The 14,068-nt window shown below is 55.3% G+C and carries 18 protein-coding genes; 4 read left to right on the top strand and 14 right to left on the bottom strand.

Annotated features, from left to right (window positions below):
* Nucleotides 1–10: 10 nt before the first annotated feature.
* The 8 genes from H6B31_RS00300 to H6B31_RS00265 all read right to left on the bottom strand — a co-directional run bounded on the left by H6B31_RS00300 (nt 11) and on the right by H6B31_RS00265 (nt 7,000).
* The gene (locus tag H6B31_RS00300) at nt 11–736 is read right to left on the bottom strand and encodes a hypothetical protein (RefSeq protein WP_204896685.1); all 726 of its coding nucleotides are present in this window, start codon (nt 734–736) and stop codon (nt 11–13) included.
* Nucleotides 733–948 carry a hypothetical protein gene (locus H6B31_RS00295; protein WP_204896684.1) on the bottom strand — a complete coding sequence of 72 codons (216 nt, stop codon included), beginning with the start codon at nt 946–948 and terminating at the stop codon, nt 733–735. The genes H6B31_RS00300 and H6B31_RS00295 overlap by 4 nt, the downstream gene beginning before the upstream one ends.
* A gap of 97 nt (nt 949–1,045) precedes the next feature.
* Nucleotides 1,046–3,181 carry a vWA domain-containing protein gene (locus tag H6B31_RS00290; RefSeq protein WP_204896683.1) on the bottom strand — a complete coding sequence of 712 codons (2,136 nt, stop codon included), beginning with the start codon at nt 3,179–3,181 and terminating at the stop codon, nt 1,046–1,048.
* A gap of 61 nt (nt 3,182–3,242) precedes the next feature.
* Complete coding sequence (locus H6B31_RS00285) at nt 3,243–3,581, bottom strand: hypothetical protein (protein ID WP_204896682.1); 339 nt, start codon at nt 3,579–3,581, stop codon at nt 3,243–3,245.
* 43 nt (nt 3,582–3,624) lie between these two features.
* The gene (locus H6B31_RS00280) at nt 3,625–3,786 is read right to left on the bottom strand and encodes a hypothetical protein (protein ID WP_195607985.1); all 162 of its coding nucleotides are present in this window, start codon (nt 3,784–3,786) and stop codon (nt 3,625–3,627) included.
* 20 nt (nt 3,787–3,806) lie between these two features.
* Entirely contained in the window at nt 3,807–5,612 is a 1,806-nt protein-coding gene (locus H6B31_RS00275; protein ID WP_204896681.1) for an AAA family ATPase, read from the bottom strand.
* Nucleotides 5,613–5,641: 29 nt separating this feature from the next.
* Nucleotides 5,642–6,475 carry a hypothetical protein gene (locus H6B31_RS00270; protein WP_204896680.1) on the bottom strand — a complete coding sequence of 278 codons (834 nt, stop codon included), beginning with the start codon at nt 6,473–6,475 and terminating at the stop codon, nt 5,642–5,644.
* A 105-nt stretch (nt 6,476–6,580) separates the two neighbouring features.
* Nucleotides 6,581–7,000, bottom strand: a complete 420-nt coding sequence (locus H6B31_RS00265; RefSeq protein ID WP_195607988.1) for a single-stranded DNA-binding protein — start codon at nt 6,998–7,000, stop codon at nt 6,581–6,583.
* Nucleotides 7,001–7,434: 434 nt separating this feature from the next.
* Between H6B31_RS00265 and H6B31_RS00260 the strand changes: the two genes are divergently transcribed.
* Both H6B31_RS00260 and H6B31_RS00255 read left to right on the top strand, forming a co-directional pair.
* Nucleotides 7,435–7,722 (top strand): hypothetical protein, encoded by a 288-nt coding sequence (locus H6B31_RS00260; RefSeq protein WP_204801931.1) that lies wholly within the window; start codon nt 7,435–7,437, stop codon nt 7,720–7,722.
* A 224-nt stretch (nt 7,723–7,946) separates the two neighbouring features.
* Nucleotides 7,947–8,615 (top strand): hypothetical protein, encoded by a 669-nt coding sequence (locus H6B31_RS00255; RefSeq protein WP_204896679.1) that lies wholly within the window; start codon nt 7,947–7,949, stop codon nt 8,613–8,615.
* A gap of 45 nt (nt 8,616–8,660) precedes the next feature.
* Here H6B31_RS00255 and H6B31_RS00250 read toward each other — a convergent pair whose 3' ends face one another.
* From H6B31_RS00250 to H6B31_RS00235, 4 genes are all read right to left on the bottom strand, one after another.
* Nucleotides 8,661–9,101: a hypothetical protein gene (locus H6B31_RS00250; RefSeq protein WP_204896678.1), complete on the bottom strand. Its 441-nt coding sequence runs from the start codon at nt 9,099–9,101 to the stop codon at nt 8,661–8,663.
* Nucleotides 9,102–9,170: 69 nt separating this feature from the next.
* Nucleotides 9,171–9,854, bottom strand: coding sequence for a hypothetical protein (locus tag H6B31_RS00245; RefSeq protein ID WP_204896677.1), 684 nt, complete (start codon nt 9,852–9,854; stop codon nt 9,171–9,173).
* A gap of 65 nt (nt 9,855–9,919) precedes the next feature.
* A complete protein-coding gene (locus tag H6B31_RS00240) occupies nt 9,920–10,489 on the bottom strand; it encodes a sigma-70 family RNA polymerase sigma factor (RefSeq protein ID WP_204801939.1) in 570 nt (189 codons plus the stop codon).
* 14 nt (nt 10,490–10,503) lie between these two features.
* On the bottom strand, nt 10,504–10,923 hold the full coding sequence (locus H6B31_RS00235) for a zinc-finger-containing protein (RefSeq protein ID WP_204801941.1): 420 nt from the start codon (nt 10,921–10,923) through the stop codon (nt 10,504–10,506).
* 326 nt (nt 10,924–11,249) lie between these two features.
* On the opposite strand from H6B31_RS00235, the gene H6B31_RS00230 reads away from it, so the two are divergent.
* Nucleotides 11,250–12,197, top strand: coding sequence for a helix-turn-helix transcriptional regulator (locus tag H6B31_RS00230; RefSeq protein WP_346014012.1), 948 nt, complete (start codon nt 11,250–11,252; stop codon nt 12,195–12,197).
* Nucleotides 12,198–12,211: 14 nt separating this feature from the next.
* Nucleotides 12,212–12,769 (top strand): hypothetical protein, encoded by a 558-nt coding sequence (locus tag H6B31_RS00225; protein WP_195607996.1) that lies wholly within the window; start codon nt 12,212–12,214, stop codon nt 12,767–12,769.
* A 38-nt stretch (nt 12,770–12,807) separates the two neighbouring features.
* On the opposite strand, the gene H6B31_RS00220 is transcribed toward H6B31_RS00225, so the two are convergent.
* Nucleotides 12,808–13,521: an HD-GYP domain-containing protein gene (locus H6B31_RS00220; protein WP_204801943.1), complete on the bottom strand. Its 714-nt coding sequence runs from the start codon at nt 13,519–13,521 to the stop codon at nt 12,808–12,810.
* 102 nt (nt 13,522–13,623) lie between these two features.
* Nucleotides 13,624–13,983, bottom strand: coding sequence for a hypothetical protein (locus H6B31_RS00215; protein WP_204801945.1), 360 nt, complete (start codon nt 13,981–13,983; stop codon nt 13,624–13,626).
* Nucleotides 13,984–14,068: the final 85 nt, after the last annotated feature.

The raw sequence follows: 14,068 nt of genomic DNA, 5'->3' as shown, positions 1-14,068 counted from the left end.
GTACCTCCGCTCAATCCAGGCACAGATACTCGCCGGCCTTCCCGTCTTCAATGATCCAGAGCTGACGGACCATGTCGAAATTGCCGATCTTTACCGGCTCCTTCCTTTTCCGACGCGGGACGAATAGAAGGTCTCCACCTGCTGTCAGTTCCAAAGAGCCCTTCACGCCTCTGAAGGTACTAAGGCGGCCGTGCAGCTCGCGCTTTGCCCGTTCGATGGCGGCTTGGTACCGCTCTTTGTTGTATCGAAGATGGTGAAACACATTCACATGAAGGTTCGGGCTGTCACCACACAGTTCCTCCAGAAGCATCAGGAGATCAGCAAATGCCTGTTCCTGCCTCTGTGGGGCCTGGTGACCATTCTCATCCAGCGTGATGTAGGAGTAGTCCCTTCCACTCAGCGGAGGAGTCAGGTCCCGACACCAGAAGAAGAAATCCCAATCTTGCCCTTCATAGGCAAGCTCGTCGCTTTCCTCATACTGATAGCAGGGGAATCGGAACGAGATCTCATCCATCAGTGCCTTCATCTTCGCATTTCGGGCCAGCACCTGCTCATTCCGGATCTGCTCCTGTTCTTCGGGAGATTTCCCCTTGAGGAGGAGTGCTTCTTCCTGCAGGTCAGATTGCGTGAATTGATAGTTCAGCGTGACACCGCCGATCCCATCCACTGCCAATCCCTTATCGATCCAGAGTTGCCAGTCAACCGGCTGTATCCTCCAGTCGTGTGTGATTTTCACGGTTTCGCCACCTCCCCCTTTGCGCCATGCCGGCGCAGGCAGTGAAGATAGTTCTCCGTAGGTTCCCAGTCGCTCATGACGACCACATACGCCTCGCCAGGGTAATCATCACAGAGGAAGTCACCCTCTCCAACGTAGGTGCAGTGATCGCACATACCGGGGTCACACAGTTTGGGCACCGGCCGCCGTTTCATTCTCTTCTTTTTTCTCAAAATCAGAACCTCCTTTGTCCGCCGCCCAATGGGACGGCAAATAATCTATATATGACAGGAGGAGGGCCTGCCGGCTCTCCTCCAACGTCATAACCACTTATTTCGGCAAATTCCGCGTGATCAGCTGCGTGAGCATGATGGGCAACTGATTGAGGTCGGTGATGTCCAGATAGCCGGCGCCATAGATGCGCTCGATCTGTTCACGATCTGACCCAATTGCTGCCGCGAAGATCTCGACCCCACGCCGGCTGTACTCCAGTTTGATCCCGCGCAGATCCGCCTCCGCTGCGGTACCGCTATACCCGTCGTCATTCGGCTGGCCATCTGAAATGATGAACAGCATCTTAACCTCCGCCGGGTACTTGCAGAGTTTCTCAGCTACGAAGCGGAGCGCGGCGCCATCCCGGTTACAGTAGCGCGGGCTCATGTCCATCAGCCGGTAGCGGTCTTTCCGATCCACCGACCCGAACTCAGCATAGGAGAACAGCTCCACATGGGAGCTGGACGCCGTATGGCCCATAATCATCACAGGTATCCCAAGCTTCTCGCAGAAGTCCTGGACGACGATGGCTGTCGCCCTCGCCCTGGTGATCCGGTCATTGCCGCACATACTGCCGCTCTCGTCAACCAGCAGTGCCACAGCAAGGTTGATGGGCTCGGTCGGAAGTCGGGTATTGCAAAACACCCTGCCGTCGTTGCGGTAGAGCGCGTGCTGATTCAGCCGTTTTCCGATTAGGAGCCCGGTCTGTTTCCCGCCCTGGCGCTTATCACGCAGAGCGGCGCTGACACTTCTCTGGAGACGTTTTGACAGCATGAGTAGCTGCGGGGCCACCTCGTTATAGGCATTGATGAGCGACTGGTTTACCTGCGCCATCCGATGTACTGTCACGTGGATGTTCTTATGTGCATTCCCGTAGGAGATGCTGTCTGCCTCACGTTGGAGATCTTCAGCCAACTCCTCCTCCATCGACGCATAGACCTGGGCCTCGGCCATATTTTCGAGCAGCCGTCTGATCTCATCGGCCGCAAAGTCGTAGTCAGAGCCCTGGTACTGTCGATCCATCGTGATCCCGCCGTCGCCCTCGCTCTCTATCCCAGAGGTCACATGGGCGGCGATCCGCGCGGTCTCCTCGGCGATCGCCCGGCTCAGCTCCTGCTTGAGCACCTGCTCTTTCTCCTTGTCGGGGAGGAAGGAGCCATTGCAAGGCACTGGGGCCATGCGGTCATTCCGATTTTCCGCCGCCTTAGGCAACTGACCCTGCAATGCTTCCTCAACTGCCTGGATGCCGGCATCACCATCTTCTCCAGTCTCCGACTGTGAAGGCTGGCTCCCGGTGCCATTCTGCTGGCTGTTGCCAGATTTGTTCGTCTGGCCGGCTCCAGCTTGCGCCTGCTGCTGGGCGGATTTCTGCTTATCGCGCAGGTCATCGAAGCACCGCTGCATGATGGGCCAGAGGCCGATCAGGATACGGCTTACCGTTTCGCACCGGGATCTGGTATCGTCATCCCGGATGCAGGCATCCACAGCGGGAATGAATTCCAGGAGCAAGTCCATGAATTCACCCGTGTAGCCGGACAGGTTATTCACCTCGCCCGCCCGCACGTACTCGATCAGAAGATTGAGCACGATGCTGTGGTCGTAGTACTTCCGATTGACCATCTCTGTGATGTCAGGCACCAGCTCGGAATACCGCAGGTTGTTCAGGGCAATGCCTCGCGCAAGCCTTCCGGGGAACTCAAAGGACGTTCTGGCATCCACGTAGCCGTCCTCCAGGATATTCTGCAGAGCGGCCACAGTCTTCAAGATCACCGACCTTGGGACCGGATCGCTCTCATCCTGCACTGCGGCCAGGATCTCAGACGCATAGAGCTTCTGAGTCCCATCCAAGCCGGAAGGCATTGACGGGTAAAATCGGCCCTTGGCCAGGTCATGCTCATAGGCTTCCCAGATCCTGCCGTCGGTGTAGAGGTTGTGGCCGAGCTCATGCCCGTCCAGACCCTCCAGACTGATCGACTTCAATTCCCGGGACGGCATACTCTGTGTGATGTGGTTACACACATTGATGTAGATGCCGGAGTAGTCGGTATAGGCGACCGTCTGATCCGTCTCATCTGCGAACAGATTGACGCGGATCGGCCGGCGGTACCGCTTCGTTGCCGACTCGGTGATATCCGCCAGGTAGCCTCGATAGGCCCTCGATGTAAAGAACTCCTTATCGTCGATCTTGCTCATGCGATCCAAAATCTTCTTCCGGACCTCACGGTGAGATGCACGCATAATTCACGCACCTCCGTCAAGCAATGACCCGTTCTTCCATTTTGGCCAGGCCGAGCAGGGCACCTTCCAGTTCCTGAGCCACCTCGCTTGCCGTGGCATTGGGATAGTACCAGTACAGGCAGGCGTCATGCCCGTCGATGCGGATGATCAGCGGGATCTTACAGCAGCGGGGATAGGTCATGGGTTCGACCGTGGCTTCGACCGGAGCCGAAGACAACAGAACCTCAAGAACATCGCTTACATACTGGGCTGCCGCTTCAGGCTGAATGGACTCGCCCTTCGGCCGCTCATCCTCCAAGCACGCCACCGCGACCGCAACCGCGCATTTGAAACCAGTCAATTCATCGTACATCATTACAAATAGCACCTCATTTCATGTTTTGTGTTTGGAGTTGGACTCAGACGAGCTGGAATCCTCTGTGGCAGAAGCCTGTCACATCGGATAAGTAATCTGAGATCTCATCCTCGTCCTCCATGCCGTCAGGGATCTGGATCTCCGTCGGCAATCCCTCCAATTCATCAGGCTCGTCTACATCCCACTGGATGTGAATAGCTTTCATAACGCTCCCCCTAAAGAACTTCACCGCATATACTGCTTTTCCAGGCAGGTGGTGATTAGATCCGCACGGTTCTCCGGGTCTGCTGACGCGGAGGAGATGACGGTAGACAGAGCTGACTCGTAGGGATCTTTCGTGATCATCGTTGAGAGCACCCACGCCTTCAGCTCCCGCATACCGCAGCTACCGTCTGTGATCATCGTCTGTCGGCATCGTTCCGCTATATCACGGACGACCATGGCCATCTTGGTGGTCTCCTGCTCGTCCGTGCAGCCGGTCACATTCATGACCCGCTTGACCATAGTGGCCAGATCCGGTGCCTCGATGTCGTAGATCAGATCCATTCTGGAAATGATACTCTGATTGACATCCCGGCAGCCGGCATAGTCGGAGTTCGTCGTCACAATGATGACGGTGTCCGGATGCCGATGTACGCGCTCGCCGGTAGGCAGCGTGATGGTCTGGCAGTTGTCCAGAAGGGAGTTAAGACCCACCAGGACACCGGGATTGGCAATGCAGGAGGGCTCCTGAAGCTCACATACGTATCCGTATCGAATTGCCTCCAGGAGCGGTGTATCCACATAGCGAATCCGCTGCCCGTGCTGTTCCTCCTTCTGCGCCAGCCGCCCAACAGCGATCTCAATGAGTTTCTGAAGGACGTCATCCTCCGTCTTATCATCGTCGTAGATACCCGTCAGCTCCTCATAGACGGACGGCGGGTGCATGATGATATCGGAGATCTTCGGCAGAGGCGAAGATGCATCTGCCTGGCTGACTGCTCCAGCTGTATCGGGGATAAACTGACCCACGAGGTCCGTGATCTCGGTGTTGGCACTGCATGTCATGAGCGTGTAGGGCAGATGCAGGCCCGCCGCGATCGCCTGGGCGCCCATCGTCTTGCCGGTGCCCGCCTCACCGCGAAACAGGAAGTTCCGCATCGGCTGGCTCGTGGTGGAGGTTAGCTTCGCATGCTCACAGACCCGCACCACTTCCCGGGGGATAATGTACCAGTCAGGCAGTTTGGGGACCATGGCGTCTTCCCGCGCCGTCAAGCTTCGGGCGGACAGCTGGTATTTCCCAACGAAGTCAGCGTGACTGACCATGATTGCCTGCTGTTGGGGCGCTCCACCCATCTTCAAGATGGTGAATTGGCCGTAGACGGTGCCGGTAGGCGCATAGCTGCCCTTATCCAGTGCCAGATGCGAGATCGTGCTGATATTGCCCGTTGTCGGGATGGCGAGCTTCACACCAGCAGCACCCAGCTGGCCGGCGCCCTCAATTCGGCGATAGACATTGTCACAGAGGACCAACGCCATCGAGAGTGCGGAATCCATGTCCGGGTTCGCCTGATTCAGCTCATTCCTGAACTGCAGGAAGGTATCACGAAACTCATCATCCTGCTCAAATATCGGCATCAGGCAGAACAGCAGAGCACTTCCAGAGGCATTGCCAGCCGCCAGGGAATAGGCTTTCGGGGTATCGCTCCCATCCTCAAACTGGCTGACGACAAACTTTCCGGTGTTGGGATTGAAGACGACGCAGTCGGTCTTATTCGCGGACTTGTATTCCGCAATGCGGAATTTATTGTCCTGATGCCCGATCGCGCCGAGCCCATCCGTATCCTGCCCCTGCTCCGAGGTGTTGACCAGCTTCGCATAAGCCAGCAGGGCACGCATGGTAGGCGCGTGCAGCGAGGCCTTATGAAGCTTCCCGGACACATTATATTTCGACAATCCGAAGTCTTTCAGACCACTGTAGTTCGGGTCATCAAACGGCTTCGGCATGGACAGCTTGAATGTCCACGACTCAAACAATTTGTTTCTTGGCATAACTTATCTGACCTCCAACATGCCGCTCATCACCAGGCGAGCAGCAAACCTTCTTTCTCGATGGTCGCTTTGATCTCATCATCACGCAGGAGCTGGCAGAACTCATCCCAGACCATGCGGGGCGGGAAATCCTGGATCGTTTCCACAGGCTGCTCCTTACCAGACACCTCGATGACCACCTGGCCATTCTCCTTGATCAGGAGCTTCTTATGGCCTTGGGTGTTCAGGTCATCGATCATCTGGCAAAGGACTTGCTCACCCTTGGAGTTGTACCAGGTTCTCACATCCACACGTTCCAGTAGTTCCTCCTGAGCCAGGTCATCCTGCTCCTCAGCGGCGAGCGTCGCGGCGTCTTTGAGAGATACTGCCTGAAGCATGGTGATCCTTAGGCGTCCATCCGCACTCAATTCGACCTCCGCAAAATTGAAGGGGTCGGTATTGGATGTGCGAATCCGAAACGAGCCGCCTTTACACAGCTGCTCTGCTTCCGGCCTTTTGACCCAAAGCCAAGCCACCATGGGGTAGGCGCTTTTGAGCTGCTCTGTGATTCGGTAGTTTACCTGTCGTAGCACGAACAGCCGACTGCCGTCGTCTCCCGGAGCCGTTTCAGGCTTCGCGTCTTCTTTGTGTTCCTGGCTTGGGCCACGCTCCTGACAGATCGTCTGCACAGGCTTGCGGTTTCTCTTTACCCGCTTGGGGAGAGTACCTACCGCCTGCACGATCATGACAGCGAGCCAGATCCCGACTGCAGCCACGGCGATCCACTGGAAAATGGGCTTGCGCAGGATCGCACATAAGAGCAGAGCGGGTGCTACTAAGAACCGGAAGAGAGTGGAAGTCTTCATTCGGCGAACTTTCGCCATAAAATCATCATCCTTTCGGTTTTCAAGTCTGGAAATGCAGAAAAAGACGGGACCGCAAGCACTCTCTCACTTACAGTCCCGCCAATTGGTCTTTCTGCATCTTCCTCAGAGGGGAAGGTCATCCTCATCGTTGATCGGACTCTCCGGCTGTACGGTGCCAGGGGCCTTCGCCGCCGGCGCCGGGTCATCCGAATTGTCCTCGCCCTTCGGCTTCCCGCCAACGTAGCTCCAGTCGTAGAGGCCGACATCAAGAGACATCCGCGTCTCGCCGGTCTTCGTCTGGTACTCGCGGGGATTGAAGGAGCCGACCAAGTTGATGAGGCGGCCCTTCGCAAGGCCGGCCTTGGTGATCCGGTTCGCCATGTACTCATTGCCCGTACAGGTGTAGAAGGCGGCATGCTCCGTCGCACCGAACTGGTTGTTCACAGCCAGCCGGAATGTGACGAACTTGCGCTGCTCCTTGCCCTCACGGACCTCAGGATCGTTGACCACTCGGCCAAGCAGATGGATGGTTGCATTCGACATATCATTCAGTCCTTTCCTTCTGGTCATGCCAGAAAATTTAATATTCCAAACACCGATGCCCGGTGATTTGGCAAAAGAAAAAGCAGCCTCCTCTCCGCCGCATATGAAACGACGGAACTGTAGCTGCACATCATCGCCTGAGACGCATGCTCAAAGGCTCACTGCTTAATAAAGGGCTCCTCCCGGAGGAAATCACTTCTAATAAGAACACAGAAAGCATAACATGGCGGGCGATGGCAATCCATAATACCGGAATCTACTGATTCCTTGAAGGCCAACTGTTGGAGTAGGTAATAGGGCAATTCCATGAAAAGGGTCGGTGGAGATTCGGTGTTGCTAGCTTCGAATATCTGTGATAAAATAACCTAAATTTTCATATACTGGAATGCTCCGCCCCCGCATATCGGGGCCTGAGGCCAGCGAGGTGAGCTCGTATGAAGAAGCAGAAAAACTGGGAGGAGAAAAAGTCCACCGCATTCTACTACTCCTTTAAGCCCCGGGAACTGAAGTATTTTTTGTTTGGGAAAAAGCGCTGCCCCCGATGCGGCGGAAAGCTGACGCGCAGCAAGGGGTCCTTCACCACCAAGGGGGCGCTGCCCAACACCATCAATACCTCCAGCGACTTCAATTTCATCGATACCACCAAGGTCAAATATTACTACTACATCTATACCTGCCAGGAGTGTCAGAGCCAGTATTCCCTGGAGGAGCTGGCCATATGAGATGTCCCGGTCCTTTCCGCGGTCCCTCTCCCGTGTTCGGAGGGGGCCGAGCGGGGGCCGGGGCAAAATCATATCAACGGTGCGGCGGGACCGGCGGGCCTGGGGCCGCCCCGGACCATCTTGAAAAGGGAAGGCCCCCGCATGGTAGGTAATTGGGCAATCTCATCCCTTACATTTTCACATGAGATATGATAAACTGTATTACCCCAGAGGAGGCCGCTGCGATGGAACGATATTATGAGAAAATGGAACAGCTGAGGGCCCAATATGCTCCCATTTTGGAGCAGTTGAAGAACCATCGGATCCCTGACGCCTATCCGGAGGCGGAACTTCAGTTCCCCTTCTTCCAAGGAAGGTCATTGAATGAGGGGTCCCTCTATTTCAGGGAGGAGATAAACCGCCTATGCGGATTCTGCTTCCTCTCATATAACTGGATTCGCCCCTTAGCTACCTGGATTGGGGACCGCCAATGCTTGGAGATCATGTGTGGTTCCGGCGCCCTCAGCTTTGCTCTGCGGTCCTGTGGGACGAGTATCATCGCTACCGACGATCATAGTTGGGAGAAGAACTACCCGGACTGGTTCCAAGCGCCCTGGACGGAGATTGAAAAGCTCGATTGCCTTCAGGCGATCGAGAAGTACGGGAGGCAAACGGACCTCCTGCTGTGCTCCTGGCCGTACAGAGACGACTCCTGTTATCAGGCGCTCCTGAAGATGCGGGAAGTCAACCCCAGCATGAAAATGATATATATTGGGGAGCCCGCAGGGCAGGCGACCGCGTCAGATCAATTCTTCGATGCTATGGAAGAGGTGGACGATGACTCTTTCTATGCAGCAGTAGCCAGTTTCCTGCCCGCATACACGATCCACGACGCCCCTATGCTCATCAAATGACAGGAAGGCGGCCGGCAAATGCCGGCCGCATCTTCGTCCATCCCTTCAATCGAGTTCCTCATAGCCCAGAAGCGACCGCACTGGTTGCAAATACTCCGGCAATACTGTCGTGGGATCTTGCTCGTTGTTTCCAGCAAGATAAAGCCGGTACTCCGTGCCTGGCCGAAACACTGCTTTCCCCGCCAGGATCACTTTACTGATTTCCTGATCAGGCCCCTCCAATGTGACCACGTGCCTGTTCCGAAGCGGAACTGCCCGGTCAGATAGAACGACCCCTTCCAGTGTCTCATACCTGCCGGCCTTGACCGTATGATAGAGGGAGATAACTTTTGCCCCGCCGAGGATGCCCACTGCCGCTGATAAGATGAGGAATACTTTATCCTGGCTGACAATGCCCCAAATGGCGCCAAAGGATAAAACAGCAGCCCCGAGCAAGATCATCTTCAACAGCGTCCGCTGGATAGGGTGTGGGATTTGACTTATCATGATCGCTCCTCCATATGAAGTGCAGCAGGCGTGCCGGACTATTCCGGCACGCCTGCTTGGTTATGATTATTATGGGACCTCCAGGATCACCCTGCGAGAGAGATAGAGGTTGGAGACTGCCTCCAGCACCGCATTGGTATTCGGGGACCAGAACTGCTCCGCTGCGATCTCCTGCTGCGTGGACTCACAGTCGGTATAGATGCCGGCGATGACTTTCTCTGGGGTGCTGACATCATAGAGATCCAAGTCAAAGCAGCGCACCAGCTCCGCAGTACTCAACGGCGTCTGTTCGACCAGATCCACGACCCGAGCCTCATTGGGCTTCAGCTTGTTCTCCTTCGCGGCACTGATGGCGCCAATGACAGGGATCTTGCCCTTCACCACCAGGCGAATGAGGCCCCATGCCTTTCTGGGCGCCGAGATACGGTAAGGGACAACGAAGGCGTCCGCGAGCATCCGATAAAGGGCATCGACCCCGGTATAGCCAACTCCGGAAATGACCAGTTTCCTCTTGAGCAACAGCTTCAGCAACTGGTCGAAGTCGGGGACCGGCTGGGTCTGATGTGTCATGATCTCCTCATAGGCCGCCTTCAGCTCCTCGTAGGTCATGACTTGCCACAGCAGTGCGCTCCAAATGGCGAATTCCGGGACAGATATCTCATGATATTTCCCCAGCTTCTGGATGTAGGCGACCTTCCGGCCATCTTCCGTTTTGATCCTATAGCAGCCGACAGCGGCGTAAAAGGTGATCATATCGCAACCTCCTTGTTCTTCCGATCTAATCCCTTATACGCCGGCCCCGCGGATGTAACAACAGATCAGGTCACTGCGGCGAGGAATCTGCTGTCGCTCATCAGCTTGGAGCGCGCTCTGGAGATCCAGGCATTGACATTATTGACCGTGGTACTGTAGCGTTCCGCGATCTCCCGGCTGGTATAGCCAAGACTCTTCAGTTCCAGAGCCTCAATGCCCAGTCGGGCCACGCCGCTGAAGTCCTTCTTGCACTCAGACACCACCCTGGCCAGGTTCGCCCAGTCCAGTGCATCCTCTATATCCCCATCCGTGGTGCTGAGGACCTCCAGAGAGATCGCCTCATTGTCTACATCCACGGATAGATCCGAAGCAAAGCTCTGCTGTCGGTTCTGTTTGCGGCAGTGGTCGATCATCGCGTGATAGAGCATCACATAGGCGTATGGCTCAAACTCACCTTCCTCCGGCCGGTACCGCATTGCGGCATCGCACAGGGCCTCGCAGCCCACGGAGTAGAAGTCCTCATAGGACAGCAGGGGTGTCCCGCGTACCCGAATGCGCTTTCGAATGACCTGGTCGATCAGGCCCAGGTGCTCAATGACCAATTCTCTCTGGTAGTCTGTCATGATCTGATTCATCTTTGAAACCTCCTTCAGCTGGCTTTCCCGGCCTTCCACAGCAGATCTTCGCATTTCCGGATCAGCTGCTGACAGCGGTACTCGCTGAATTGTCCGATGTGGGCCTCTCGCAGCGGAATGCAGAAGTAATCCGCCATCCATCGATAGGCTGCGTCACGGGTCATCACGCCGCATTGCCACACCCGGTCAAAGGCGCGATGGGCGCGGATACGCAGATGACGTAGATCCCCATTCGCCAGAGGGCCCATGGGCTGCTTTGTCCCAGGCTGCACACGCACATAGGCATTGCATCTGGGGTAGTTCCTACAGACGTACAGGAGATCGTCCCTGCTGTCATCGTGGTAGATCTCCGCCGCCGGCCGCAGGTCGGCCAGTGCGCCGCAGTAAGGACATCGCACCACGCTCTGGTGCCGCTGCTTCGCTTTTTTCTTCATGTTCATACCTCCATTCCGAAGCCATTCGGCTCCTTCATCTCTCCTCCTCCCATTCGGTTGGCGCTAAAATGGCCTTTTTCGGCTGATTTTTTGGTTTTTCAGAAAAGTTTACAAAAAGTTCACAAATATAGACGGGTAAAAAAAGAACCGCCCAGTGAGCGGGCGGTTGCGGATAGGTTAGATTCGTGATAGAGTACGGAATATGGGACTGCGTAGCGTGTAGAATGTCCGCATAACGATGGCTGGCATCTTAGAATGCCGGTGAATTGAAGGGAGTGCTGAAAATGGCGCGTTCCTCTTATCAGAAGCTGAAGCCTTTATATATCATGAATTACCTGCTTCAGAACTCGGATGAGGAGCATCCTGTCACCATCAAGCAGATCGTGGAGTATCTCGGCGCCCAGGGCATCAGTGCCGAGCGCAAGAGTATTTACGATGACATTGAGGCTCTGCGCTTTTATGGCTTGGATATCATCCATGTGGATGCCGGCCGGTTCCAGGGCTACTATGTTGCACAGCGGAATTTCGAGCTACCTGAGCTGAAGCTGCTTGTGGATAGCGTACAGTCGTCTAAATTCATCACGCATAAGAAGACAATGACGCTGATCCGGAAGATCGAGAAGCTGGCCAGCATCCATGAGGCGCAGCTCCTACAGCGCCAGGTCTATGTGAAGAATCGGATCAAGACCATGAATGAGTCCATCTACTATAATGTGGATGCGATCCATGATGGGATCTCCCAGAATCGGAAGATCCAATTCAAATACTTCGAGTACACGGTGGAGAAGACAAGACACTACCGGAAGGACGGCGCCTTCTATGTGGTCAGCCCGTACGCACTCACCTGGGACGATGAGAACTACTACATGGTCGCCTTCGACAGCGAGGCCGGTATCATCAAGCACTACCGTGTAGATAAGATGACCGACATCTCCACGCTGGAGGAGCATCGGGATGGTAGGGACGCTTTCGAGGCCCTGGACATGGCCGTCTACGCCAGGAAGGTCTTCGGTATGTTCTCCGGCGAGGATGTTACCGTCCGGCTCCGCTTTGAGAACCACCTGGTGGGCGCTGTCTTAGACCGGCTGGGTCAGGATGTCATGATCGTAAGAGATGGCGACGACCACTTCACGGTCAGTGCGGAAGTGGTCGTCAGCCCTCAATTCTTCGCCTGGGTCTGCGGTTTCGGCGCTGCAGCTCAAATCATCGGTCCCGAGCACGTTGTGCGTAAGATGGCTGACCATGTCAAAGGCATTGCCGCAATATATGATTGAAGGAGAGATTCCAGATGCATGAGTCTAACATTTACACCTGCTCCGCCTGTATGTATACCTTCCAGGCGGAGTCGAAGCCGGAGCTGTGTCCTGACTGCGGGAAGGCGGAAGTCCGGCCCGCTACCGACAAGGAGCGCGACGAGTATCTGGCAAACAAGGCGCTTGCTGATGACGCCCGCCCTGAGCGTACGTCGAAGCTTCAGCCCGACTTGAGCGCAGAGGAGACTGCTGAACTGGAGCGCGTGATCGGTGTCATGCTGCCCTATATCCAAGAATGCCCACTCTACGACGTCATCTGGTCCGACAAATTCGGGTACCTGCTCGTAACCATCCCGGGGAAGAAAAAATCGTGTGACTCAGATGCCATCCAGCTGGACGATCCCAGAAAGCTCCTGGACGAGCTGTATTCCAATTTAGCTTACGACTTCATGGAGGATCACGGGTATCTGGGCGACTATGAAGCCATCACTCCGGAGGATGTTCTGGCCATGCGGGATTGGATGCGTGTCTACACCGATCAGTTGCCGGAATACGATGATGTCCTGGAACACATTCTGGCCAAGTTATCATGATATAGGCCCCAATTCCCTATCAGAGGAGGTGCTGGAAATCAAAGCGGCCAATCATCTGTTGGTGCGCGCTTCTCAGCCTCGGTTTTATTCTCGTATGCCCATATCAACTCATCGGCGTTGATGATTTCATCGCTGACTCCGCCGAATACCCATCTGCGATCATCATCCAGGCAGCGCAGGAGTCGTTCGTCGAATTGGCCGCAATCGCCATTTAAGATCATCTCCCATGCTCGGTCTATATAGACTGCGGGACGATACGGCCGCTTTTCCATCAGAGCAGAAAATGTGTCTGCAATGGATACGATCTGGAGCCAGGGCGTCAGTTCGGAACCTTGGAGTCCGTCAGGGTATCCTTTGCCGTCGATCCGCTCATGGTGGTGAAGAGCGATCTCGAAGGCGTATTTTCTTAATAGCGGCTCTTCATAAGCCGGATGGAAGTAAATGAGCATGGCTCCATCCATGGTATGGAGCTGCATCTTCTCGCGCTCTTCCGGAGTCAGATGACCACGCTTATTGAGGAGGCTCTTGGGAGTCAGCAGTTTTCCCACGTCATGCAGGTACGCTGCATTGGAGATCATCCTCGCCTCGCGGGGATCGAAAATAAAGTCCGGGATATGACACATGGTGGTCGTTTTCAGCATACCGAACGTGTATCTTCGAACGCAGTATGGATGCTTGCTTGAGTATCTGAACGTGTTGTTGCGTGCCGTATCCACCATGGCATTGACTTGAGATATAACCTCTTGCAACATGATGACATCTCTCCTTAATCTGATATAAAGGTGCGGAGGCCCCTGCCAGGGGGCCTCCGCTTCGATCGTGTAAGGGACTTGTGGTAAAGCAACTTGGAGGAATTAGCGCTTGTCGGGCGCCTCCACGAGGCCGATGAAGCTGTAGTCCTCATTCCAGTGCGGATCGTCGCCGTGGGTGTCCAGGGGATAACAGGACCCATCCGCAGTCAGCTCCAGGTACCTGACAGGCAACTGGAACTGCCGGGAACCGTCATCCATGATGGCGTTAAGCCCCCGGACAGGGATGATCCCGACTGTGTGCTTTATGCCCATGAGGGCGTCATCCAGTTCGGGACTACTCTGCGTGTGGAGAACCTCGCCGTTGTCCAGATGGAAGGCGGTAGTGCCGTCCGCCTCATCCACGGCCATAACGATGTGCCGGACATTGACGAGGCAGTTGTTGATGACAATGAATCTGTTCATGATTGCATGCTCCTTTCCTGGCGGGCACTTGCGTGCCCGCCAATTCCATAGTGTTGATAGGTACATATGTGCAGCTGGCCGGGGA

It is taken from the genome of Pseudoflavonifractor capillosus (assembly GCF_016899775.1).
Taxonomy (GTDB): domain Bacteria; phylum Bacillota; class Clostridia; order Oscillospirales; family Oscillospiraceae; genus Lawsonibacter.
This window is presented reverse-complemented; position numbering and strand designations above follow the sequence as displayed.

What these genes read in the sequence shown, in the direction of transcription:
- H6B31_RS00290 (WP_204896683.1), bottom strand. Translation starts at nt 3,181, where the DNA reads ATGAGCAAGATCGACGATAAGGAGTTCTTTACATCGAGGGCCTATCGA.
- H6B31_RS00285 (WP_204896682.1), bottom strand. Translation starts at nt 3,581, where the DNA reads ATGATGTACGATGAATTGACTGGTTTCAAATGCGCGGTTGCGGTCGCG.
- H6B31_RS00280 (WP_195607985.1), bottom strand. Translation starts at nt 3,786, where the DNA reads ATGAAAGCTATTCACATCCAGTGGGATGTAGACGAGCCTGATGAATTG.
- H6B31_RS00275 (WP_204896681.1), bottom strand. Translation starts at nt 5,612, where the DNA reads ATGCCAAGAAACAAATTGTTTGAGTCGTGGACATTCAAGCTGTCCATG.
- H6B31_RS00270 (WP_204896680.1), bottom strand. Translation starts at nt 6,475, where the DNA reads ATGGCGAAAGTTCGCCGAATGAAGACTTCCACTCTCTTCCGGTTCTTA.
- H6B31_RS00265 (WP_195607988.1), bottom strand. Translation starts at nt 7,000, where the DNA reads ATGTCGAATGCAACCATCCATCTGCTTGGCCGAGTGGTCAACGATCCT.
- H6B31_RS00260 (WP_204801931.1), top strand. Translation starts at nt 7,435, where the DNA reads ATGAAGAAGCAGAAAAACTGGGAGGAGAAAAAGTCCACCGCATTCTAC.
- H6B31_RS00255 (WP_204896679.1), top strand. Translation starts at nt 7,947, where the DNA reads ATGGAACGATATTATGAGAAAATGGAACAGCTGAGGGCCCAATATGCT.
- H6B31_RS00250 (WP_204896678.1), bottom strand. Translation starts at nt 9,101, where the DNA reads ATGATAAGTCAAATCCCACACCCTATCCAGCGGACGCTGTTGAAGATG.
- H6B31_RS00245 (WP_204896677.1), bottom strand. Translation starts at nt 9,854, where the DNA reads ATGATCACCTTTTACGCCGCTGTCGGCTGCTATAGGATCAAAACGGAA.
- H6B31_RS00240 (WP_204801939.1), bottom strand. Translation starts at nt 10,489, where the DNA reads ATGAATCAGATCATGACAGACTACCAGAGAGAATTGGTCATTGAGCAC.
- H6B31_RS00235 (WP_204801941.1), bottom strand. Translation starts at nt 10,923, where the DNA reads ATGAAGAAAAAAGCGAAGCAGCGGCACCAGAGCGTGGTGCGATGTCCT.
- H6B31_RS00230 (WP_346014012.1), top strand. Translation starts at nt 11,250, where the DNA reads ATGAATTACCTGCTTCAGAACTCGGATGAGGAGCATCCTGTCACCATC.
- H6B31_RS00225 (WP_195607996.1), top strand. Translation starts at nt 12,212, where the DNA reads ATGCATGAGTCTAACATTTACACCTGCTCCGCCTGTATGTATACCTTC.
- H6B31_RS00220 (WP_204801943.1), bottom strand. Translation starts at nt 13,521, where the DNA reads ATGTTGCAAGAGGTTATATCTCAAGTCAATGCCATGGTGGATACGGCA.
- H6B31_RS00215 (WP_204801945.1), bottom strand. Translation starts at nt 13,983, where the DNA reads ATGAACAGATTCATTGTCATCAACAACTGCCTCGTCAATGTCCGGCAC.